Annotated in this window: 18 protein-coding genes and 1 riboswitch; of the genes, 11 read left to right on the top strand and 7 right to left on the bottom strand. The window is 39.6% G+C overall.

Going from position 1 to position 21469, the window contains the following annotated elements; genetic code table 11:
- The first annotated feature begins 20 nt into the window (after positions 1–20).
- From ACHWSC_RS12875 to ACHWSC_RS12890, 4 genes are all read left to right on the top strand, one after another.
- The gene (locus tag ACHWSC_RS12875; protein WP_394677018.1) at positions 21–1199 is read left to right on the top strand and encodes a cysteine desulfurase family protein; all 1179 of its coding nucleotides are present in this window, start codon (positions 21–23) and stop codon (positions 1197–1199) included.
- An 81-nt stretch (positions 1200–1280) separates the two neighbouring features.
- Positions 1281–1607 carry an iron-sulfur cluster assembly accessory protein gene (locus ACHWSC_RS12880; protein ID WP_046675441.1) on the top strand — a complete coding sequence of 109 codons (327 nt, stop codon included), beginning with the start codon at positions 1281–1283 and terminating at the stop codon, positions 1605–1607.
- Positions 1608–1855: 248 nt separating this feature from the next.
- Positions 1856–2902, top strand: coding sequence for an aspartate--ammonia ligase (asnA, locus tag ACHWSC_RS12885; protein WP_232475562.1), 1047 nt, complete (start codon positions 1856–1858; stop codon positions 2900–2902).
- Positions 2903–3139: 237 nt separating this feature from the next.
- Complete coding sequence (locus tag ACHWSC_RS12890; protein WP_236590099.1) at positions 3140–4393, top strand: DEAD/DEAH box helicase; 1254 nt, start codon at positions 3140–3142, stop codon at positions 4391–4393.
- 502 nt (positions 4394–4895) lie between these two features.
- On the opposite strand, the gene ACHWSC_RS12895 is transcribed toward ACHWSC_RS12890, so the two are convergent.
- From ACHWSC_RS12895 to ACHWSC_RS12910, 4 genes are all read right to left on the bottom strand, one after another.
- Positions 4896–5624, bottom strand: a complete 729-nt coding sequence (locus tag ACHWSC_RS12895; protein WP_394677019.1) for a menaquinone biosynthetic enzyme MqnA/MqnD family protein — start codon at positions 5622–5624, stop codon at positions 4896–4898.
- Positions 5617–6243 (bottom strand): histidine phosphatase family protein, encoded by a 627-nt coding sequence (locus ACHWSC_RS12900; RefSeq protein WP_394677020.1) that lies wholly within the window; start codon positions 6241–6243, stop codon positions 5617–5619. Before ACHWSC_RS12900 ends, ACHWSC_RS12895 begins: the two co-directional genes overlap by 8 nt.
- Positions 6244–6255: 12 nt before the next feature.
- Positions 6256–7455 carry an aminofutalosine synthase MqnE gene (gene mqnE, locus ACHWSC_RS12905; protein WP_394677021.1) on the bottom strand — a complete coding sequence of 400 codons (1200 nt, stop codon included), beginning with the start codon at positions 7453–7455 and terminating at the stop codon, positions 6256–6258.
- A 103-nt stretch (positions 7456–7558) separates the two neighbouring features.
- Positions 7559–9382, bottom strand: coding sequence for an ABC transporter ATP-binding protein (locus ACHWSC_RS12910; protein ID WP_394677022.1), 1824 nt, complete (start codon positions 9380–9382; stop codon positions 7559–7561).
- Between the two features lie 265 nt (positions 9383–9647).
- Here ACHWSC_RS12910 and ACHWSC_RS12915 point away from each other — a divergent pair, with 265 nt between their 5' ends.
- The gene (locus tag ACHWSC_RS12915; protein ID WP_120332598.1) at positions 9648–10808 is read left to right on the top strand and encodes a pyridoxal phosphate-dependent aminotransferase; all 1161 of its coding nucleotides are present in this window, start codon (positions 9648–9650) and stop codon (positions 10806–10808) included.
- Between the two features lie 131 nt (positions 10809–10939).
- Complete coding sequence (locus ACHWSC_RS12920; RefSeq protein WP_075993419.1) at positions 10940–11779, top strand: prephenate dehydrogenase; 840 nt, start codon at positions 10940–10942, stop codon at positions 11777–11779.
- 56 nt (positions 11780–11835) lie between these two features.
- On the opposite strand, the gene ACHWSC_RS12925 is transcribed toward ACHWSC_RS12920, so the two are convergent.
- The 3 genes from ACHWSC_RS12925 to ACHWSC_RS12935 all read right to left on the bottom strand — a co-directional run bounded on the left by ACHWSC_RS12925 (position 11836) and on the right by ACHWSC_RS12935 (position 16204).
- Entirely contained in the window at positions 11836–12981 is a 1146-nt protein-coding gene (locus ACHWSC_RS12925; RefSeq protein ID WP_394677023.1) for a tetratricopeptide repeat protein, read from the bottom strand.
- A 124-nt stretch (positions 12982–13105) separates the two neighbouring features.
- Positions 13106–13489 (bottom strand): hypothetical protein, encoded by a 384-nt coding sequence (locus ACHWSC_RS12930; RefSeq protein WP_088162243.1) that lies wholly within the window; start codon positions 13487–13489, stop codon positions 13106–13108.
- Between the two features lie 102 nt (positions 13490–13591).
- Positions 13592–16204, bottom strand: a complete 2613-nt coding sequence (locus ACHWSC_RS12935) for a TonB-dependent receptor (RefSeq protein ID WP_394677024.1) — start codon at positions 16202–16204, stop codon at positions 13592–13594.
- Between the two features lie 429 nt (positions 16205–16633).
- Between ACHWSC_RS12935 and ACHWSC_RS12940 the strand changes: the two genes are divergently transcribed.
- The 5 genes from ACHWSC_RS12940 to ACHWSC_RS12960 all read left to right on the top strand — a co-directional run bounded on the left by ACHWSC_RS12940 (position 16634) and on the right by ACHWSC_RS12960 (position 21275).
- Positions 16634–17263, top strand: coding sequence for a Crp/Fnr family transcriptional regulator (locus tag ACHWSC_RS12940; protein WP_075993423.1), 630 nt, complete (start codon positions 16634–16636; stop codon positions 17261–17263).
- A gap of 60 nt (positions 17264–17323) precedes the next feature.
- Positions 17324–18169, top strand: a complete 846-nt coding sequence (locus tag ACHWSC_RS12945; RefSeq protein ID WP_394677025.1) for an NAD(P)-dependent oxidoreductase — start codon at positions 17324–17326, stop codon at positions 18167–18169.
- A gap of 118 nt (positions 18170–18287) precedes the next feature.
- Positions 18288–19031 (top strand): dienelactone hydrolase family protein, encoded by a 744-nt coding sequence (locus ACHWSC_RS12950; protein WP_313182006.1) that lies wholly within the window; start codon positions 18288–18290, stop codon positions 19029–19031.
- A 25-nt stretch (positions 19032–19056) separates the two neighbouring features.
- Entirely contained in the window at positions 19057–20307 is a 1251-nt protein-coding gene (locus ACHWSC_RS12955; RefSeq protein ID WP_394677026.1) for a hypothetical protein, read from the top strand.
- A gap of 125 nt (positions 20308–20432) precedes the next feature.
- On the top strand, positions 20433–21275 hold the full coding sequence (locus ACHWSC_RS12960; protein WP_236582807.1) for a VanW family protein: 843 nt from the start codon (positions 20433–20435) through the stop codon (positions 21273–21275).
- 62 nt (positions 21276–21337) lie between these two features.
- A riboswitch (TPP riboswitch) is annotated at positions 21338–21430 on the top strand.
- The last annotated feature ends 39 nt before the right edge of the window (positions 21431–21469 follow it).

Raw genomic sequence — 21469 nt, forward strand, 5'->3', positions numbered from 1 at the left:
TTATCCTTATCTTTATCCTGATGAAGGATATCATTTATTTGGACAACAACGCAACAACTCGAATTTTGGATGAAGTATGGAATACCATGACTCCCTATTTCATCCAAAACTATGCGAACGCCTCGAGTGTCTATCACCAAATGGGACGCGAAGCCAATGCTGCCATCCAACTTGCTAGAGGACAAATAGCTGAAGTGCTGAATTGCTCACCGAAAGAACTATTTTTCAATTCAGGTGCAACAGAAAGTATTAATACCGTAATCTGTGGCATATTTGACAAATATCAATCCAAGGGGAATCATATTATCACCGTTTCAACAGAACACAAGGCCGTCCTAAGCTGCTGTGAACAATTGACGAAAAAAGGAGCTCAGATCACCTATCTCCCTGTCGATGCACAAGGAATGATCAATATAGACGATTTGAAAAATGCGATGAGCGCCCAGACCATACTTGTTTGCATCATGGCCGCAAATAACGAGACAGGGGTATGTACGTCGCTAGCACAGATTGCTACGATTTGTACAGAGAAAGATATCTTGTTCTTCTGTGATGCAACCCAGGCTGTTGGAAAAATCAACATTGATCTACAAAAAATCCCTATCGACATTTTATGTCTGAGTGCGCATAAACTTCATGGCCCAAAGGGAATCGGCGCATTATACATTCGTCGAAAATCAAAGCCGATTCAGATTAGCCCATTAATTGTGGGGGGGGGTCAGGAAAGCGGATTTAGAGGCGGAACATACAACGTGCCAGCTATCGTCGGCTTTGGAAAAGCCATGTCTCTGATTAAACCAGCAGTTTATAATACGGTCGAACGAAACCGCAATCTATTGGAAGAAATTTTAAGTGAGATTCCTGAAATCATCATTCATGGAAAAAATGCACTCCGCCTACCAAACACCAGTTACATTAGTTTTAAACATATCCTGGCCAGCGAAATAATGACTACCTGTCCGACATTGGCCCTTTCCTCGGGCTCGGCCTGTGTGACCGGATCCAGGGAACCTTCCCATGTTTTAATGGCTATGGGTATCTCCAAAGAAGATGCATTATCGGCCATTCGCTTTAGCTTAAGCATATTTACGACTCAAGAGGAAATTATTCAATGTGCCCAATTGATCACAGCAGCGGTTCGCAAAATCCGCGATCAATCCCCCATCTGGCAACTTTTCAAAGCTGGCCTGATCGATTAATTTATGACATTCTAAAAACTTTATAGGAGACGAAATATAACAAGATTGTATGTATCTTTGTGTCATACAAAGGATATTACTATGATTACAGTTACTGACAAAGCAAAAACTCGTATCGAGGAAATCATGAAGGATGAGCAATATGACAGCAATTACTTTGTGCGTGTTGCTGTGGAAAGTGGCGGTTGTTCGGGCTTGAGTTATAAGCTGAACTTCGATAACGAAGAAAAAAAAGGTGATCAATTTTTCGAAGATAAAGGCGTGAAAGTCTGTTTGGATATAAAATCATTTTTATACCTAGCAGGTACAGAATTGGATTATTCCGATGGTTTGAACGGAAAGGGGTTTGAATTCCACAACCCGAATGCGAGCCGGACCTGTGCATGTGGCGAAAGCTTCTCCGTTTAATCAATCGATCCACCATAAACAAAAGAGCTCTGAAATATTTCAGGGCTCTTTTGGTAAGTAACCAAACACTTTTAGTTGCACCAACAAATTATTAGTTTTATAATTAAATATTGACCTATCTTCATTTTGTTAGAATTTTTTTATTTTTTCAACTTTTTAATGGATAAATATTAAAAATCACAACCAAACAGATTAACCAGTGATATTTTCATACTTTTGTATGAAATAACTGAATAAAAAATAAAATCATGCGTATCAATCCATGCATGGTATTTCATTTGACTCATATGGAGGGAAGAAAACTTTTAAATACCGAAGTTGCTATCAGCTTCGTTAAAGATACATTTGTCCAACAACTAAAGAAAGCATTAAATTTAATTCCGATCTCATCACCATTGGTGGTTTTAGACGGCACAGGATTAAACGATGACTTAAATGGAATTGAGCGTCCGGTATCGTTTCCGATTAAATCATTGAATGAAAAAAGAGCTGTCGTGGTACATTCATTGGCAAAATGGAAAAGAGTCCGTTTAAAAGAGCTTGAGATGTTACCTGGAGAAGGCATCGTGACAGACATGAAAGCACTGCGTCCTGATGAAGATTACACCCCTATCCATTCGATCTATGTAGACCAATGGGACTGGGAAAAAGTAATCGATAAAGATCAACGTAATTTGGCTTTGCTGAAAGAAACCGTATTAAAAATTTACGATGCATTACGATTTACAGAACAACAGGTTGAAAGCAAGTATCCACAGGTAAAAGCGATTCTTCCGGAAACCATTACATTCATTTCGGCTGAAGAACTACTGCAAAAATATCCTAATCTAAGTGCAAAGGAACGTGAAAATACAATCACAAAAGAATACGGTGCTGTGTTTTTATACGGTATCGGAGGGGCACTCAGCAATGGTGTTGCACACGATGGACGCGCAGCGGACTACGACGATTGGAGTACTGCCAATGAGGCTGGCCACAAAGGATTGAACGGCGATATTCTCGTATGGAACCCGATCTTAAATTCAGCGTTTGAACTTTCTTCCATGGGAATTCGTGTCGACAAAACAGCCTTGGCACATCAAATGGAAATCAGAAATTGCACTGAAAAATCCAAACTGACTTTCCACAGCATGCTTCTTAATGATCAATTACCGGAATCTATGGGCGGTGGGATCGGACAATCACGTGTCTGTATGTTTATGCTCAAGAAGCAACATATTGGAGAAGTTCAAGTCAGTATCTGGGAAGAGGACAAAAAAGAAACGCTAAGACAAGAAGGTATTGATATCTTATAAAACAATACTTATTAAGAATTAATAACGCGGTAACTATACCGCGTTTTCCAATATATCGATACAAATCATTGCAAGGTAATCATCTTTTATAGACCGATTACCTTGTTTTTTTAGGTATAAAATGCCTAAAAAATTTTCATTCTAGTTTGTTCCTTTCAAGATAGCGGTATTTTGTATTTTTGTCAAATGCAGCTAGAAGCTATTTTAAATAAATTAGGCATTTCATCCTTAAATGAGATGCAAGAAAAAGTAGTGGAATCGTATCAGAAAGACCATGATTTCATCTTACTTTCACCCACAGGATCTGGCAAAACCTTGGCCTTTTCATTGCTCATTTTAGCGCAATTGAAGGAAATCGTTCGGGAGGTTCAAGTACTGATTTTAGTGCCGACCCGCGAACTTGCCTTACAGATAGAGCAAGTGCTACGCAAGGTGGCCACAGGTCACAAAGTCACCTGTGCCTATGGCGGTCATAGTACCCGTATCGAAAAAAATGAATTCAAGGATGCTCCCGCAATTATTATAGGAACTCCAGGACGTATAAAGCAACATATCGAAGAAGGAAATTTTGATCCGACCAGTATCCACACCCTTGTGTTAGACGAATTTGATAAATCGTTGGAACTGGGATTTCAGCATCAAATGGATTTCATTATTCGACATATACCGGCCATCAGATCGCGTATATTGACTTCTGCAACGATGATGGATGTAATCCCGCCATTTACACAGATAAAGGAGCCTATCCTTGTTGATTTTCTGAATAACTCACAGAACATACCCCGCATTACAATAAAAAAGGTCGTTGCCCCTGTTCAAAAGAAATTGGAGGCATTGCTAAAACTCATCTGCAAGATCGGGACGAAAAAAATGATTATTTTCTGTAATCATCGCGATGCAGTAGATCACATCAGCGAACTACTGGACAATCGCAATATTATTCACGACACCTTTCATGGCGGACTTGAACAGCAAGATCGTGAGCTGGCGCTTCTCAAATTCCGTAATCATTCCAACAATGTTTTGATCACGACCGATTTGGCTGCAAGAGGGCTGGATATCCCCGAAGTTGATGCCATTATACATTACCAGCTACCGCATAAAGAAGATGGCTTTATTCATCGCAATGGACGCACTGCGCGTATGCAGGCAAAGGGTGATGTCTATGTCATCTTAAAGCCTGAAGAAGCCTATCCCTATATAGCGGAGGAAATACCTGAAGAGGAATTTCCCGAATACTATGATCTTCCGGAAAATTCACCTTTCGCCACACTTTATATCAGTGCTGGACGAAAAGATAAAGTCAATAAAATTGACATCGTAGGTTTTCTCCTGCATTTGGAAGGTGTTGAAAAAGACGACATCGGTATAATAGAAGTGAAAGATAAGGTAGCTTATGTTGCCGTTAAAAGAAAGCTTGCTTCCGTTATTATCAATAAGGCTAGTGGGCAAAAAATCAAAGGGCGTAAAGTAAAAATTGGACGTACCTAGTTATTAGCGCGTCAAGAGATCCTCCTCACCTATTTCGGTGGCGCAGGTCGGATCCATCATCAAACTGTGATTCCAATACATAAGGAGACCTGCATTGTCGTTAAAATAAGTCGATATAAAAACCACTCAATGAGTGTTTTTTTTATAGGAACCTGATTAACTTTTGGTTAACATCATGTTTGACGCTAACAGGGGTATTACAGGGGGTTAGCAGGGGTATAACAGGGGGTTAACAGGGGTATACCCCTATTAACCCCTTGTTAATACCCTGTAAAAAGGGTACTGTCACCCTTTTAATTCCAAACATGGTGTAATCGAGTTATACGCCTTACCGAAGTCGTTATAAACAAAAGCAAGAAATAAAGGGAATTTATCGGGGGTTAGTGCACTTGGGGAATCAATCGCCAGGTAAGCCTTCACACTACCGTGTAAGGCTTACCTGACGATTCTGATTCAAATTTTTTTAGGGTATGTGGGGCCTGTTCAGGTCAAGCGCCCAAGGTTAATCCAGTTCTTTTAAATACCGGAGATACAACTGCACAGCTTCGCGTTTCTTATCTGTCAAATGGAAATTAAGATGCTGTGTTAGATATTTGGTATAATCAAAGCCCTCAAATTCTGGGAGACCGGCTATCACATCGGTTGCATGTTCAACGCCATATGCTAAAGCTTCATTAAATTGCTCCACAAAAGAGTCGGGAAGTTTTTTGTTACTTACCCATAAAGCAAAAGCGAAAGGTAATCCGGTGAAGTTAAACCACTCTTCCCCCAAATCATAAACATAGGGTACTGCATTCTTCTTACCGAAAGTACGATCCCCAATTAAAATATAGGCATCTGGCTCTATAGATTCATCAGTGACCAATTCTACATCCTTTTTCCAATAATTTTTAATCAATACACGTGCTAAACCATTTGACGTGCGCGATTGCTTATCCAAACGTAAAGTTTTTACCTCTTCAATAGGCTTATTGGCAAAAATAAAGACGGAATCGACAGCACCTTCTGTGCCGATACAAAAATCGGTATTAATATAATACTCGGGAAGACTTAATAAGGCAGCTGTCGGTATAATACCGATATCAGCTTGATCATCGATTACTTTCTGTGCACAGGCACTTGGATAATCAACGCTCAAGTCGATTTGCTCCATCACTTTCGATTTACGTATTCCATTCAAAAATGGATAAGTATTGGTATACGATACGGCAGAAACTCTAATTTTATTCATTTATCAATGCTTCTAAGTGTGCGGTATTGTAATGGTCCACAATCTCAAATTGACCATTATCATACAGCAATTTATATAAAGCAGTATTTGTATGCGGGAAATCATCCATATAACGGGCATCAACACCAGTCATTAGACAAAGCATAATCCGTAAAGCACGACCGTGCATACAGACTAATATGTTTTTTTCATCTGTCTGAGCGAGCATATGATCCAAGGCGACTTGTTGACGAGCCATCAATTCATGAGGAGACTCTCCGTTTTCAATACTGACATCCAATTCTCCATTGCGCCATGCTGCGACCAATTTTTCAAAACCAGTTAGCAACTCTGGTGTTTGTTCTTTTCCTTCATAAACTCCCCAGCTTATTTCATCCAAACCAACAAGCTGTTCCCAAGGTAAATCCAAATCAAGAAATCCTTGTACAGTTTGATGCGTACGCAATAAAGTGGAGGTATATATCTTATCAAAAGGCACTGTCTTATAGTGATCAAAGAAAGCCTGAGCTTGAGCTATGCCCATCTTGTTAAGGGGAGAATTAACACCCCGTCCCTGCACAATACCTTTTAAATTTAGATCAGTCTGTCCGTGTCGTATAAAATAAAATGTCTTTTTCAACGTGTGATATGATTATGAATTGACAACAGGTAATGCATAATAGCTTTTCTTTTGATCACCTTGATCAAAAACAAAATCATTATAATCGGTCACCACATTGTAGAGGGTATCTCTTTCTATCGGATGGCGTCCAACATTTTTTATCAGCTCGACAACCTCTTGTGTGGTCATCCCCGGTTTTTGCTCTTCTGCTCCCGCCATGCTGTATATTTTTGTCGTATCATCCAGTGTTCCATCGATATCATCGACCCCAAAAGCCAAGGACAACTGGGCCGTATCTCTCGATATCATTGCCCAATACGCTTTAATATGATCAAAATTATCCATGTAAATTCGAGCGATCGCATAATTCCTTAGGTCTTCGATAACGGATACCTCGGGAATATGGGACATTTGGTTCTCCTTATTTCTAAATTTTAAAGGAATAAAGGTCTGAAAACCGCCAGTCTTATCCTGCAGCTGTCTCAAGCGCTCCATGTGATCTACACGATGCCAAAACTGCTCAATATGACCGTACAGCATCGTTGCATTGGTATGCATTCCCAGCTTATGCGCTTGCTCATGAATATCCAACCATTGTTCGGCGGTACATTTATCATGTGCAATCTGTTCTCTGATTTCTGGATGAAAAATCTCTGCTCCACCCCCTGGCATAGAATCCAAGCCGCAAGACTGCAAATACTTTAGGCCATCATAATGGCTTAATTTTGCCTTCTTAAAAATATAGTAATACTCTACAGGTGTAAGTCCTTTAATATGCAATTCGGGGCGATGCGCCTTACATTTGCGAAAGAAATCGGCATAAAATTCGAGGTTTTGTTTAGGAACAACCCCTCCAGTGATATGAACCTCAGTAACAGCCTCATTGTCATATTTTTTGACAATATCCATCATGCCATCAACTTCCATCTCCCAACCTTCTGCCCGTTCTTTTATTAAGCGGGAATACGAACAGAACTTACAGTCATAGACACAAACATTAGTCGGCTCAATGTGAAAATTACGATTGAAGAATGTATGATCTCCATGGCGTTTCTCACGAATATAGTTAGCAAGCACACCAAGATAGCCTAGCTCACCTTTTTCATATAAAACCACTCCTTCCTCAAAAGTGATACGCTCCTCTCGCAAAACTTTCTCCGCTATATCTCTCAACTCGACAGCTAAATTCTTATCGTTAATCAAGAAATTCAATTTATCTATTGCGTTCATTAAATGTATCTCCTATCTTAAATCAAATGTACCGAAAAGGCAACAAAAGTTATAATAAAAAACGTGATAACAACTAATTTGACAAACCTCTTAGAAAAGAAAGCTAATCTGTAAATTGTTGCATCTCGATTAATTTGCGGTATAATCCTTCACGTTGTATCAGCTCACTATGGCTACCTACTTCTACAATCTTTCCGGCTTCAATTACCACAATTATATCCGCATTCTGAATGGTACTTAAGCGATGGGCAATGACAACTGTTGTTCTATTGTCCATTAATTTATATAAGGAGTCCTGTACCAATTTTTCAGATTCGGTATCTAGCGCAGAAGTCGCCTCATCAAGAAGCATGATCGGTGGATTTTTTAAGACAGCCCGTGCGATACAGATCCGCTGGCGTTGGCCACCCGATAATTTACCGCCCCGATCACCAATGTTGGTCTGATAGCCATGTTCTGTTTTCAAAATAAATTCATGCGCATTGGCAATCCGTGCAGCGGCTTCAACCTCTTCCTGGCTGGCAGAAAGATTAGCAAATGCTATATTATTGAAAATCGTATCATTAAACAAAATAGACTCCTGATTGACGACACCGATCATGTCCCGTAAAGAATCCTGGTTTAAATCCCGTAAATCAGTACCATCAAACAAAATTTGCCCTCCAGTGACGTCCATAAAGCGCGGAATCAAATCAACCAAAGTTGATTTTCCCCCACCTGAAGGCCCTACCAATGCAACGACCTTCCCTTTTTCTATAGTCAAATCGATGTTCTGGAGAATCTCTTTATCTTTGCTATACGAAAAATTGACCTGGTTAAATACGATATTCTTCTCAAAGCTTTTCACAAGTTTTGCGTCGGCGCGATCGTTCACTTCCGTCTTTTCATCGATCAGTTCCAATACGCGTTCACCCGCTGCAAGACCATTATGAATACCGCTAAAAGAATCTGTTAACGCCTTTGCCGGACGCATCACCTGTGAAAAAATGGCGATGTAGGCGATAAATTCCGGCGCGGTTAACCCCTTGTCACCTGAAAGAACCAAATGACCACCATATAAAAGAATAATTGCGACCATAATGACACCTAGCAGCTCAGAAACAGGCGAGCTTAACTGTTGTCTTTTAGCCATATCACGGCCGATATTCGCATAACGTTCGTTCTCATTATGAAATCTGTTCTTAATAAAGGAGACCGCATTGAAAGCTTTGATAATTTTAATCCCAGACAATGCTTCGTCCAAATAAGAAATCATATTTCCATATGACTCCTGTGCTGCATGCGCTTGACTTTTGAGATTCTTAACGATTCTTGCAATAAAAAATGCTGATACGGGAATAACCAAAAGGGAGAAAAAAGTCAATTTTGCAGAGATATTAAAAAGCATCACGATATAAGCGATCAGTTGCAGAGGCTCCTTAAAAACCACCTGTAATGTCCCCGTAACAGAATACTGCACGACTTGTACATCGGACGCGACTTTAGAAACAATATCTCCTTTTCGTTGCCCCGTAAAATAGCCAACATGCAGATCCATCACATTATCAAACACCGCTCGGCGCAATTTAAGCAGGGTATGAATGCGAAAATTCTCCATAATACGCTGACAGAAATAACGAAATAGATTACTGATAAATACGGAGATCACAATAACAATACAAACGTATTTCAATGCACCATAGGCTCCAAACTGACTATTAGCTACACTGGCGTAGTAATTAAACCACGCGAGAATGTCTGTATAAGCCTCTGGCTTTACGACCTCGGCCGTCTCTTTACCGACGTTAAAAAGTGTATGGAGTAATGGAGCAAGCAATGCTAAATTCAAGGTGCTAAATATAACCGTGATCAGCGTGCAAATTACATAGGGGATTGCAAATTTCTCAATGGGTTTAGCAAACGATAAGAGCCTAAAATATGTTTTCATTTATTTTGAACTAAGACAAATTACCCTTGTACGAAAAGTCATTCGTCGGTCTCTCCTCTACCTTTCAGATTTTTGACGAGGAAATTGAACAAAAATAACAAATTAATCAAGAAAAGCACATATCCTGGTAAGGGACTATAAAATTGTTGCATCTCAAGACTAAAGCATTCAGCTTGTTCAGCTTGAAAAATCGATAAAAAAATCTCCTTTTAATAGATAATTCCCTAATTTAGCCTTATTCAAATACCAAATTTATTAAAATAAAATGCAAATAGACGTTGCCAAAAGATTGCAGCATACTGAAGAATATTATTTCTCCAAAAAATTAAGAGAAATAGATGAGTTAAACAAGCAGGGTGCGCGTGTAATCAACCTAGGAATTGGAAGTCCAGACTTGCCTCCACACCCGGAGGTGATCGAGACATTAAATACGAATGCCCAACTTCCAAATGTGCATGGCTATCAAAATTATAAAGGCGCCCCCGCCCTACGACAAGCCGTTGCAGATTGGTATCAACGTTATTATAACGCGACTTTTAATCCCAATACAGAAATATTACCCTTAATAGGGTCAAAAGAGGGTATTGTGCACATTTGTATGACCTATCTTCAGGAAGGAGACCAAGCGCTTATACCCAATCCTGGCTACCCAGCTTATGCTGCTGCAGTGAGATTGAGTGGTGCTGAAGCGATCACCTATAATCTTACACAAGAGAAAAATTGGCTTATCGATCTAAATGAGCTCAAAAAACAAGACTTGTCAAAGGTTAAACTGATGTGGATAAACTATCCTCATATGCCAACAGGTGCCTCGGCACCCGATGCATTTTATCAAGAGCTGATTCAATTTGCTAAAGAGTATAATATCCTGATTTGCCACGATAATCCGTATAGCTTTATTTTGACAGATACGCCAAGAAGCATTATGAGTATCCCTGGCGCGAAAGATGTAGCCATTGAGTTGAATTCGCTGAGCAAGTCTTCCAATATGGCGGGATGGCGAATTGGTGTGCTCGTGGGTGCCGAAGAACGTATAAACCAAGTACTCCGTTTCAAAAGCAACATGGACTCAGGTATGTTTTTACCTGTTCAGCTGGCTGCGGCAAAAGCCTTACAACTTGATGCCTCCTGGTATGCTGATCTAAACAAAATTTATGCTGAAAGACGTCAACAGGTGTATGAAATTATGGATTTGCTGGACTGTTCTTATCAAAAGGACCAAGTAGGTCTATTTGTATGGGCACGCATCCCTGAAAAATACAAGGATGGTTATGCGCTAAGCGATGCTGTTTTGGACAAATCACGGGTATTTATTACACCGGGTGGAATTTTCGGAGACAAAGGCGATCAATATATACGCATCAGTCTCTGTGCCACAGTAGAGGTGCTCAAAGAATCAATCCAGCGCATTAAAGATAATTTCTAAGACATTCGATATCGGGGCAGCTTAACTGCTTTGAAATTATCGATAGAATAATTGATCGACAAACAACCAGGGTATAAAGCGTTCGGTGTATAACATTTGAACAAAAATACGCTTAATATAATTGTTTACATATGAACATTGCCATTGTAGGCGTAGGCTTGATCGGCGGCTCAGTTGCCATTCGCCTAAAAGAAACAAAATTCTGCGACAAAATTATCGGTGTAGATAAGAGTCAAAAGAACTTAGATAAAGCGATGCACATCGGCTTCATTGACGAAACAGCAAGCTTAGAAGATGCGATTAAGAGCTGTAAAGTATTGGTGCTCACAATTCCTGTCGATGCCATTTTACATGTTGTTCCTCAAATCTTGGATTTGGTTACAGATCAGGTCGTCATTGACATGGGATCGACAAAAACAAATATTCTCAACAAAATCAAGGATCACCCTAACCGGGGGCGTTACGTTGCAGCCCATCCCATGGCCGGAACCGAGTATTCGGGGCCTGAGGCTGCAATACCAGGCTTATTCAAAGGCAAGATGATGGTGTATGTCGAAGCATTTAAAACTGATGAGGATGCTTTCGAAATCGCCGATGCCATCACCGACCAATTGGAGATGCGCAGCTGTTTTATGAATGCGGACGAACATGATGTACATACTGCTTATGTATCACACATCTCCCACCTGACCTCTTTCGCCCTCGCCTTAACGGTATTGGAAAAAGAGAAATCTCAGGGACGTATCTTTGAGCTGGCAGGATCGGGATTTGAATCTACAGTACGTCTTGCCAAAAGTTCGCCCGATATGTGGACACCTATTTTCAAGCAAAATCGCGAAAATGTACTCGAAGTACTCGAAGAACATATCAAGCAGCTTCAATCCCTGCACGATTCTATTGCCACGGAGGATTATGACAAATTGCACAAACTTATTACCCGTTCCAATAAGATAAAAAGGATCATTAAATAAAGGGTGCTCTAGTTAAAGCAGTAGGTATAAAAAGTCCACCTTTTGGTGGACTTTTTTTATTCATCTTCCAATTCATTGAATTTATCCAGGTCGGCTTTTGCCCCGATAGGATCACCCAATTTTTCACGAATTGCTGCGCGATATGAATACAAATCAGAATAATATGGATTCAAATCGATCGCTTTCGAGTAATCTGCCAGTGCGCCTGCTAAATCCTCCAACTTTTCATTCAAATCGGCTCGTAATGAATACACATAAAAATCTTCCGGATTGAGCGTAACAAGGCGGTCAAAATCCAATAATGCTTCCTCAAAATTCCCCAATCGCTCAAACAAAGATGCCCTTTCTTCGTATACGATCGATGAATCACGATCTATTTCCTCCGCTTTGGCATAGTCTTCCAGCGCACTTTGGTAATTACGATAGGATTCAAACACTTTAGCGCGAAATATATAGGCGGCAGAACGATTCTCATCAAGAGCAATGGCCTGATTGAAATCAGACAATGCCAATTCAAAACAGGTCAATTTCAGATACAAACTTCCTCTAAAAACAAACAGGTTGCTATCCTTGTTATCGGACTCCGCAATAGCAGCAGAATAAAGACCGATTGCTTTTAGATAGCTATAGCAATGAACATATTCAAGTCCCAATGAATTTATTTCGTCAGTACTCAGCTGCTTTGGCTTCGATTCCAGCTCTTGAATAACCAAATTATCGGCCTCAAAGTAAGTGAGTTCAGCTTGATTCTCCGCCCATTCCAATACACTATGATAATTAAAATCCAGTCTCTTGGCAATCTGATAATCATAGAAAGCACCTTCGTCTTCATCGATGAGTCGATAAACTAAACAACGGCTCGCATAAAAAAATGGCTCCTCTTTATACTGTTCGATTGCGCTTGTAAACGTTGCAATAGCTTGGTCATATGCAGCTATTTTAAAATAATAAAGCCCCAAATAGCTATAGGCAAGTGCATGATTGGTCAAAGCAATCGCCTGCTCAAGTAAGGCGACAGGATTGCCATCGCCACTGATTCCGACATTAAATCCTTCCAATGTAGATCTAATCGCGCTCTGTTGGACGGTATCTAGCCAATCAGCGGAAAAAGATGAACTCGCTTCCGGAAAAAATGATGAAATAGGTAAAAAAGAAAACTTAGCAAGAAGTACGGGTACTGGAAGTGTAAAATCTGATTCCACAAAAGTATTGTTTTGTAGAATAACAGCTAGATTTGAAAACATATGCTTCATACCCAAAACTAAGCTAAATTTCATTACAAAAGAAATCTAACGGGCGATCGGGTATTATAATCGGGTATTCTTATCAACTAATTTCACCTGTCAGGTATAAGTATTTATAGCGGACAATATCCCTCGAATTTGTAAATTTGATTAATTTTTCCTTTTTGAAAACATAATTGGAAACCTTCTCTTCCATCAGACGCAGGAACTCAACAAATTCAGCAAAAAAGTCTTGACGTTCTCCTGGTGTAAACTGGCTGTTTTTTACAATCCAAAAGAATTGCTCTTCATTTACATGGAAAGATACCTCATTCTTCTTTTCTTTTCGAAAAATAAAGATTGGGTCATTTTCTTGGTTAATAAATAAAGCAAAGCCTGTATTTCCACCATCCAAATTAACAACAAAAGCAGAAAAATGGACAGTACCGATCTGTAAATTTTCCAGACAAATTAATTTATGCAACATCAGGTTGACAATTAGATCACCTAAAATTATTAAGTTTTTATTAAAAAACAAAAAAAGGCCCACAAAATAATTGTGGGCCTTTTGTATTCGACGTAAATCTTATTAGAATGTAAATTTCACAGATGCATTCCAAGTTCTACCCTGTCCGATCAAAACAAAATTGGAAGTATCAATACCATTCCAAGTATTGTTCACATCTGTCACCAAGTTACTCGAAGTAGCTTCCGAAATATAGAACTTATTCAACACATTGTTCATGTTAACACGGAAACTCATGCTGTTCTTGTCACTTACTTTGACATTGTAAGAAAGACCGGCATCCAAAAGATTAAAAGACGGTAATTTCATATAGCGTCCATAAGTTTGGCCATCTATTACTTCTCTACGATAATTCGATGCATACAAACGCTCATAGTATCTGTAGTTTGCGTCTACAGACAAACCCTTAAACACTTTATATTTAGCACCAAATCCATAAGAAGTTTGCGCTGCGTTACCAACATGTTCACCGGTTAAGTTAACCTGAGAACGTCCCAATTCGACGCGGTTATCGTTACGTATAACAGAGTTTACTGCACCATCGTATTTCCAGTCACCTATCGATAAAAACCCTGTCAGGCTTAATTTTTCGATTGGGCGGGCCTCAAAATCAACTTCTACCCCTCTATGCACCTGTTTTACACCGTAATTTGTTGTATATAAATAGGCACCTTCGACCAAAATACCAGGATCATTTGTTGGATTGTATTTTTTCACATCATCTGCCGTCGCTAAACTCGAACTACCCGTAACACGGTTTTCCCAAGTTGTGCGGTAAACATTCACATTCACATCCAAGAATCGAGAAGCAAATTTATAACCAGCCTCTAAACCAAGGATTTTTTCATTTTCAGCATTTTCATTAATATCATTTGCAAAATTCATGAAAATATTGTTTTGATAAGGCTGACGGGAATAGTACCCCGCATTACCAAAAACACTATGATGTCCCAATGTATAACTTACACCACCCTTCGTATTGTAGCCAAAGTTGTTCACGTCTTTAGAATCCTCATTACCTGGTGTGTATTGAAAATAATCAGAACGTTTGTTTTGTTGTTCGGAAACCGATCCTTGGAAAAACGCTGTAAAGCCATTTTTCGCATATTCCAATTGACCGAACAGACCTCCGTAACGGATGTATTGATTGTAATCCCAAGCTAAACGATCTTCACGCGAATCAGGTTTACTCGAGAAAGCTTTCCAAGGGTTCGTTGAGTATGTATTGGTAACCAATGGCTTATTAGGGAAATTAACATTACCGCCTAATACGACACCATTTGTATTTCCAAGTGGATCTGTCAATTTACGATAGTGTGTACCTTTATAGTCCCTTACATCAAAACCGACATTGAAATTCAAGGATTCTGAAAGTTTACGATTATAGTTAGAAACTATACCAAACCATTGGTGATTGTTCACATCAGCAGCTAAATATTTGCCTGTATTGTATTTATCACTTCTTAGCGATTGGCCACCCCCAGCGGCTAACGATGCGTAAATGACAGTTGACAAAGATGATTTATCATCAATCGTCCAGTCCCAGTTCAAGTTGGCTACTGGCTTATGATAAAAGTTCTTTTGTGCATTCATCATCACGCCGTTTGCATCCTTATAATTGTCGTTATAACGTCTGCCATTAGCGAGATAGTTAGACAATTTTGAGGTATACCCTTGGTTGTGCCACTGTGGAGCACCCGTTACCATAAAGTTCAGGTTATGCTTTTCATTCGCTTTATATCCAACAGACAGGAAATAACTTTGTCCAGCACCTTCCGTATGATCCATATAACCGTTACCTGACCACTGTGTAAACATAGCCGAAACAGCAAAACCATTTTTCATCAGACCGGTATTGTAACCGACTGTTGCCTTCATAAACATATCGTTACCAACAGTGGTACGAACAAAACCACCCTCTTTCATTGCAGTGGATTGTGTCACGTAATTTACGGTTCCGCCGACAGATGAAATCGCTAATTTAGATGATCCCAAACCACGTTGAATCTGCACTAAAGAGGCAATATCTGTAAGCCCCGACCAATTTGACCAATATACACTTCCATTGTCCATACCATTGATAGGCTGACCGTTCAACAAAAATGCTGTATTGGACTGATCAAAACCACGTGTTGTCATAGAAGACTCACCAAAACCTTTTGCCTGACCAGTGATATAAACCGAAGGGGTATTAGCTAATGCTGAAGTAATATCCTGTGCTCCTACCCTTTCCTCTAAATCCTGCTTACGGATCGTCGAAACGGCAATCGGTGTCTTTCTTCCTGCCGCAATATCGATAACCCCATGACCGACAACAACAACCTCATCCAAATTTGTTGAAGATCCAGCCGTAAAAATTGGATTGATATTCAACGATTCCCCCGATTTCAGCATGATGTTTTCGAAAACAACAGGCGTTTCGCCAATGTAAGTTACCTCTACTTTGTAGGGGCCTCCTTCTTGAAGATTTGAAATTTGAAATTTTCCTTGGGCATCGGCTGAGCCACTTACTACTTGTCCACTTGGGATGTGGGTAATTTTAATGGTTGCTCCTTTAACCGTTTGTCCAGTAGCTTCTTTGACAACTCCTGAAACCGAACCAGTATTTGCTGTTTGACCTTGAACGGCACTATAACTAGCAAAAACAAGGGCAAAAAAAAGTAAAGACTTTTTCATGTTAGATGTGATTGTTTTGTTTTTGTGCCGCAAAATTAGGAATTGATTGTCTTTTTAACTAATTTTAACAATACCAATATCATGCAGTATCTCTATATAGAAAGAATAAATTTTAATCTTCCACAGAAAAACAGCAAATTTCAGCAAAAAGAGGCAATAAAAATACAGCATACATAAAATAAATACAATACATCCATCCTATTCATGAAAAAACATCAAAAATAATCAGAATAATATTTTGTCTGTTTTGAATAAATCAAAATTTATCAATTTTACGATTTTTATGAATTGCATACAAGATTTTATAGCTTATCCCCATGCGGTGCTAAAAATTGTTTCTTTCAATCCGTCGTTTCTACCTACCTCCTTTTCTTCCCACAACAGCTGAAATAAGCCTATAAATAATTAACTTTAACTAATTTAAAAAATATGTTATCCATAGAACAAGCTTATACAGGCATTCTTGAACCGGAATTAATCGCTGAAATAGCGGAAAACGCGCATATAAAAACGTTCCGTGAAGGTGATCTCATCATTGATACCAATCAATATATCAAGGCGATGCCTCTCCTCTTGGATGGGGCAATAAAAATTGTCCGGGAGGACGAAGATAAAGGCGAATTGTTGCTCTACTATCTGGAAAAAGGTCAAACCTGTACAATGTCAATAGCCTGTTGCCTCGGGAATAAAAAAAGTGAAATTCGTGCGCTCGCAGAAAAAACAACGACTGTAGCCATGATTCCAAATGAGCTTGTCAACCTTTGGATGGGAAAATACCCTTCCTGGCGAAATTTCATCATATCAAGCTATTCAAGCCGTATGGACGAAATGTTACAAGCTGTTGATAGTCTAGCTTTTTCCAACATGGAAGAACGCATCATCAACTATTTAAAAGCCAAAGTGAAGCTGAATGACGACCGAATACTCACCCTTACGCATCAGGATATCGCTTCCGATTTAAATACATCCCGAGTCGTTGTCTCCCGAATTTTAAAAAAACTGGAACAGGAAGATAAAATAGTGCTGCTTCGTAACGAAATTAGGGTATTGGTGGAATGAGCAAAACATTCGTATCTTTAGTTATACGTAAATTTCAAGAGCAATTAATGTAATTTTTAGATGAAGATAGAAAAATTAGGATTTATAGGATTAGGAAACATGGGATACCCCATGGCTAAAAATCTAGAAAAAGCAGGATTCCCCCTTTCTGTTTACAATAGAAACAAGGTTAAAGCAGCAGGCTTTGAAGAGCAATCAATTATCAGAGAAGATATAGGTGAATTAGTCGATCATAGCGATATGATATTCTCCATGCTCACCAATGATGAAGCGGTCAACGAAGTTTATGAAAAAATCCTCCAAAGGGAGATCAAGGGCAAATTATTTGTCGATATGAGTACAATATCTCGTGAACGCTGTATTTCAATAGCCACTAAGCTAAAAGAAAAAGGCGCTGCTTTTATCGATGCTCCCGTTGCCGGCAGTACCAAACCAGCGACTGAGGGTACACTTATTATTATGGTGGGTGGTGATCCCGAAGACCTTCATCGCGCCCGACCATACCTCGAGCAGATGGGAAAATCGATCAAACATCTTGGCGAAAATGGCCAGGGAATTGCCGCTAAACTTGCGATCAACTATTTCCTTTCCACCATCTACCAAGGTCTCGCGGAGACGATCTTATTTTCAGATAAACTGGGAATTCAACGAAGCGATATGCTCGAAATCATCAACGATAGTGCCAGCGGCAGTGGGGCAACAAAAGTGAAAACACCATTATTGGTGGAAGAAAACTACAGTCCTGCATTCGCGCTAGATCTTATGCTGAAAGATATTCGACTGGCTCAACAAGCCGGTGCTGACTATCCCCTCCTCAAGACCTTACTCGAAACCTACGGGAAAGCACACGATCAAGGTCTCGGACAGCTCGATGTTATTGGTATCATTGAATCCATCAAGTCGTAGCTTCAGATTGGAGACAGTGAAAAAAATGTACATTGAAAATTATATTTAGTTGAGATGGACTCCAAATTAGGTTCATTTCTGATCACACAAAATAATAAGCGGAACAAATTATTTACAGATGAAAACAGTTATGACACTATTGATGCTTACTATGGTCACCATGACTACGCAGGCCCAACAATTAAAACAGGTTTCTTACCAGGATGGTGAACAAAAACTCAACGGCATGGTAACCGCCAATAGGGCAAAAAAAGGCCCTGCTGTCTTAATTCTTCCGGCATGGAAGGGAATTGACAACGAAGCGAAACAAGCTGCATTGCTTCTTGAAAAAGAAGGGTACATCGCTTTCATTGCCGACATCTACGGTGAAGGAAATATTCCTTCGGACAACACCGCAGCTTCGAAAATTGCCGGCCACTACAAGACAGACTATAAAGCTTATCAGCATCGCATAATGCTCGCATTGGAACAACTGAAAAAAGAGGGTGCGGATCCGACGAAAATTGCTATCATCGGCTATTGTTTTGGAGGTTCAGGAGCCTTAGAAGCGGCAAGGGCCGGCTTCCCCGTCAATGCAGTGATCAGTATCCACGGAGGCCTATCCAAAGCTGCCGACAGACCCAATGGTTCGATCAAAACAAAAGTACTCGTTGAGCACCCAGCAGCCGATAAAAGCGTATCAAAAGAAGATTACGATGGGTTGGTCAAGGAATTAAATGAAGGAAAAGCAGACTGGCAAATAATTACCTACGCAAATTCTGGACATACGTTTACGAATCCCGAGTCAGCCGAATATAACCCCGTAATGGCTAAACGTGCCTGGGAGCACACCTTATTATTTTTGAAAGAAGTATTAAATTAAATAGCAAACAGCAATATCGACCCAAATGAATTATAACGCGAAACTGCATATTTATCCGATTATCATTCAGTTGTTGATATTGCTGTTATATAGCCCCAGCGCAGCATCGCAAACAGTAAAATCGCTAACAATAGCTAGCCCAACGCATGCAGTTATTTTTGTAACCAATGAGTCCGATAAATCAACTGATTTTATCATGCGTCTACACGAAAAAAATGCTGCTGAGATTTTCAAACTAGTGCCTTATAGCACAACAAAGTTACTGGTCACAAAAACGGATGCAAAAAAACTCACATTCATCGTTAAAAATCACCAATGGACTATCGACGTATTGTCATTGAAGCAACGTCATGCCATGATCTTGTTTGATGGATTAGCAAAACCCAAGATCATATACGATAGTAATACCTATCTGGCAGCAGCCAAACCGATATTAAACACCAGCACACAAATTGCGTCAAAGAAAGCTTCTGCACAATATAATGCCTCACATTTCTTTGATTCAATCGCACAAGTTCAATTTATTCCATCCGGGCAATATGCAGCGGCTATTATCGCAAATTCCGCTCTTCCTCTTTATTACAGTCAGCGTAAGAATAAATGTGACGGCACTTATGTAATGCAGCAGTTTTCGGACGAAAATGCGGTGCAATCCGGTGCAATTATGACGACGGTATATGAAGAAGGCAAAGAGATCACATCGAACAATCTTTCCGGGGGAAATAATTATTACAACAAAAGATGCTATAATCAATTCGGACTTATCGACTCCATACAGTACCTTCGCAATAGTAAGTGGAGCAGCAGTACAATTTACCGGTATCTCCCAAATGCCATTATTTCCTACGATCCTACATTCGAATCGGCGATGATTTATCACTTGAACAGTAAACTCCAGGTTATAAAAAGTGAATCCATTCATTTTGTCTATCAACGGAGAGACTGGACCATTTACAGTTATGATCAACAGAATCGAATTACTGAAGAGATTTCGGGCAGAAATGATCAAAGAGAAAGTCGCGTCCGCTATCAGTATGATAGTCCGCAAACAAGTGACTACACACTACGCCAAACCTTCGATCAAAGCGATCGACTGACAGCCGAAATCAAGCGATCGTACCGAGCCAACGAAACGATTGATGAGTTTTATTATGAGGGTGTATTACAACAAAAATCTATTGTAAAAGATCTCGGAAACTGTGCCTACGAAAGCTTGATCTATAACAAGGAGGGAAAGTTAACAGCGAAATACATACAGGCAAAGAAAACCAACTAAACGAACTGAAAAACTGCACTAAGCTCAGACAATAAGATTCGTGATTTTGATAAAAAAATATTCGACGAAATTCGGCAAAAAACATATTTCTGCACTAATTTTGATAGCGATACATAAACGTCAAATTGAGAAAAAGAAAACTGATCAGTCAACGTCATCCCATACTCTATTTTATTGCAGTATGGGCGAGAAGAGTGCAGCGCAAAGCCGTTTGGCTATTTGATAATAAGAAATACAGCACAGCTAAATCAACTGAAAAACTTCCCTTTCGTATTAAAAAGCATCAGTCTGTCTTATTAAAAAAACTGGGCGAAAATAATATGCAATTGCAGATTAACAAAGTTACCAACCTGAAAATTGCAGCAGCACAGATTAATAGCATTCTGATCAGACCGAAGGAAACCTTTTCATTTTGTAAACTCGTTGGACTACCCACTGTAAAAAAAGGATATCTGCCCGGCATGGAGTTATCCTTTGGTGAAGCAAGAGCGGGTATTGGCGGTGGAATCTGTCAAATATCCAACCTCATCCATTGGCTTGTTATCCATAGCCCACTCACCGTCAATGAACGTTATCACCACTCTTTTGATCCATTTCCGGACGATGGCCGTGTTTTGCCATTCGGTAGTGGAGCTACCGTCTTTTATAATTATCGCGACTATCAATTCACCAACAACACGCCTTACACCTTTCAAATAAATCTCTGGTTCACAGACAAATGTTTAGAGGGCGAATTAAGAATTGATCAAGAACTGGATTTCGCGTACCATGTCGTTGAAAAAGAACATCAATTTCTTAAAATAGACAATCAGTTCTTTCGGAAAAATGAGATTTGGCGCGAGAAGTTTTTAAAGTTTCAGGGTGGAAAGATTTTGGAAACCGAACTTTTGACCAAAAATTTTGCCCGGGTTACCTATACACCCGTTGAATACATTGAAATTAGTGCCGATCAAAATCCGGCCGATTAATTCAACAAGCTAATGATCGAAAAATGACGGATATGAAATGTCCTCTTTTTTGTTTAAGTTTGGTCTGGCTTTGGGGGTATTCTGTATAGAATTGAGATAGTCCCTTTGAACCTGATTCGGTTTATACCGGCGTAGGGAAAAGCAAAAATCCACTGTACAGTATACTCCTTTACTGCACAGGCTATTGCTCTTCT

The sequence above is a fragment of the uncultured Sphingobacterium sp. genome (assembly GCF_964277905.1).
GTDB lineage: Bacteria > Bacteroidota > Bacteroidia > Sphingobacteriales > Sphingobacteriaceae > Sphingobacterium > Sphingobacterium siyangense.

Excerpts from the sequence above, each read along its gene's own strand:
- ACHWSC_RS12935 (WP_394677024.1), bottom strand. The coding sequence starts at position 16,204 with ATGAAAAAGTCTTTACTTTTTTTTGCCCTTGTTTTTGCTAGTTATAGT.
- ACHWSC_RS12950 (WP_313182006.1), top strand. The coding sequence starts at position 18,288 with ATGAAAACAGTTATGACACTATTGATGCTTACTATGGTCACCATGACT.
- ACHWSC_RS12920 (WP_075993419.1), top strand. The coding sequence starts at position 10,940 with ATGAACATTGCCATTGTAGGCGTAGGCTTGATCGGCGGCTCAGTTGCC.
- ACHWSC_RS12895 (WP_394677019.1), bottom strand. The coding sequence starts at position 5,624 with ATGAATAAAATTAGAGTTTCTGCCGTATCGTATACCAATACTTATCCA.
- asnA (WP_232475562.1), top strand. The coding sequence starts at position 1,856 with ATGCGTATCAATCCATGCATGGTATTTCATTTGACTCATATGGAGGGA.
- ACHWSC_RS12880 (WP_046675441.1), top strand. The coding sequence starts at position 1,281 with ATGATTACAGTTACTGACAAAGCAAAAACTCGTATCGAGGAAATCATG.
- ACHWSC_RS12945 (WP_394677025.1), top strand. The coding sequence starts at position 17,324 with ATGAAGATAGAAAAATTAGGATTTATAGGATTAGGAAACATGGGATAC.
- ACHWSC_RS12930 (WP_088162243.1), bottom strand. The coding sequence starts at position 13,489 with ATGTTGCATAAATTAATTTGTCTGGAAAATTTACAGATCGGTACTGTC.
- ACHWSC_RS12955 (WP_394677026.1), top strand. The coding sequence starts at position 19,057 with ATGAATTATAACGCGAAACTGCATATTTATCCGATTATCATTCAGTTG.
- ACHWSC_RS12890 (WP_236590099.1), top strand. The coding sequence starts at position 3,140 with ATGCAAGAAAAAGTAGTGGAATCGTATCAGAAAGACCATGATTTCATC.
- mqnE (WP_394677021.1), bottom strand. The coding sequence starts at position 7,455 with ATGAACGCAATAGATAAATTGAATTTCTTGATTAACGATAAGAATTTA.
- ACHWSC_RS12940 (WP_075993423.1), top strand. The coding sequence starts at position 16,634 with ATGTTATCCATAGAACAAGCTTATACAGGCATTCTTGAACCGGAATTA.
- ACHWSC_RS12910 (WP_394677022.1), bottom strand. The coding sequence starts at position 9,382 with ATGAAAACATATTTTAGGCTCTTATCGTTTGCTAAACCCATTGAGAAA.
- ACHWSC_RS12915 (WP_120332598.1), top strand. The coding sequence starts at position 9,648 with ATGCAAATAGACGTTGCCAAAAGATTGCAGCATACTGAAGAATATTAT.
- ACHWSC_RS12875 (WP_394677018.1), top strand. The coding sequence starts at position 21 with ATGAAGGATATCATTTATTTGGACAACAACGCAACAACTCGAATTTTG.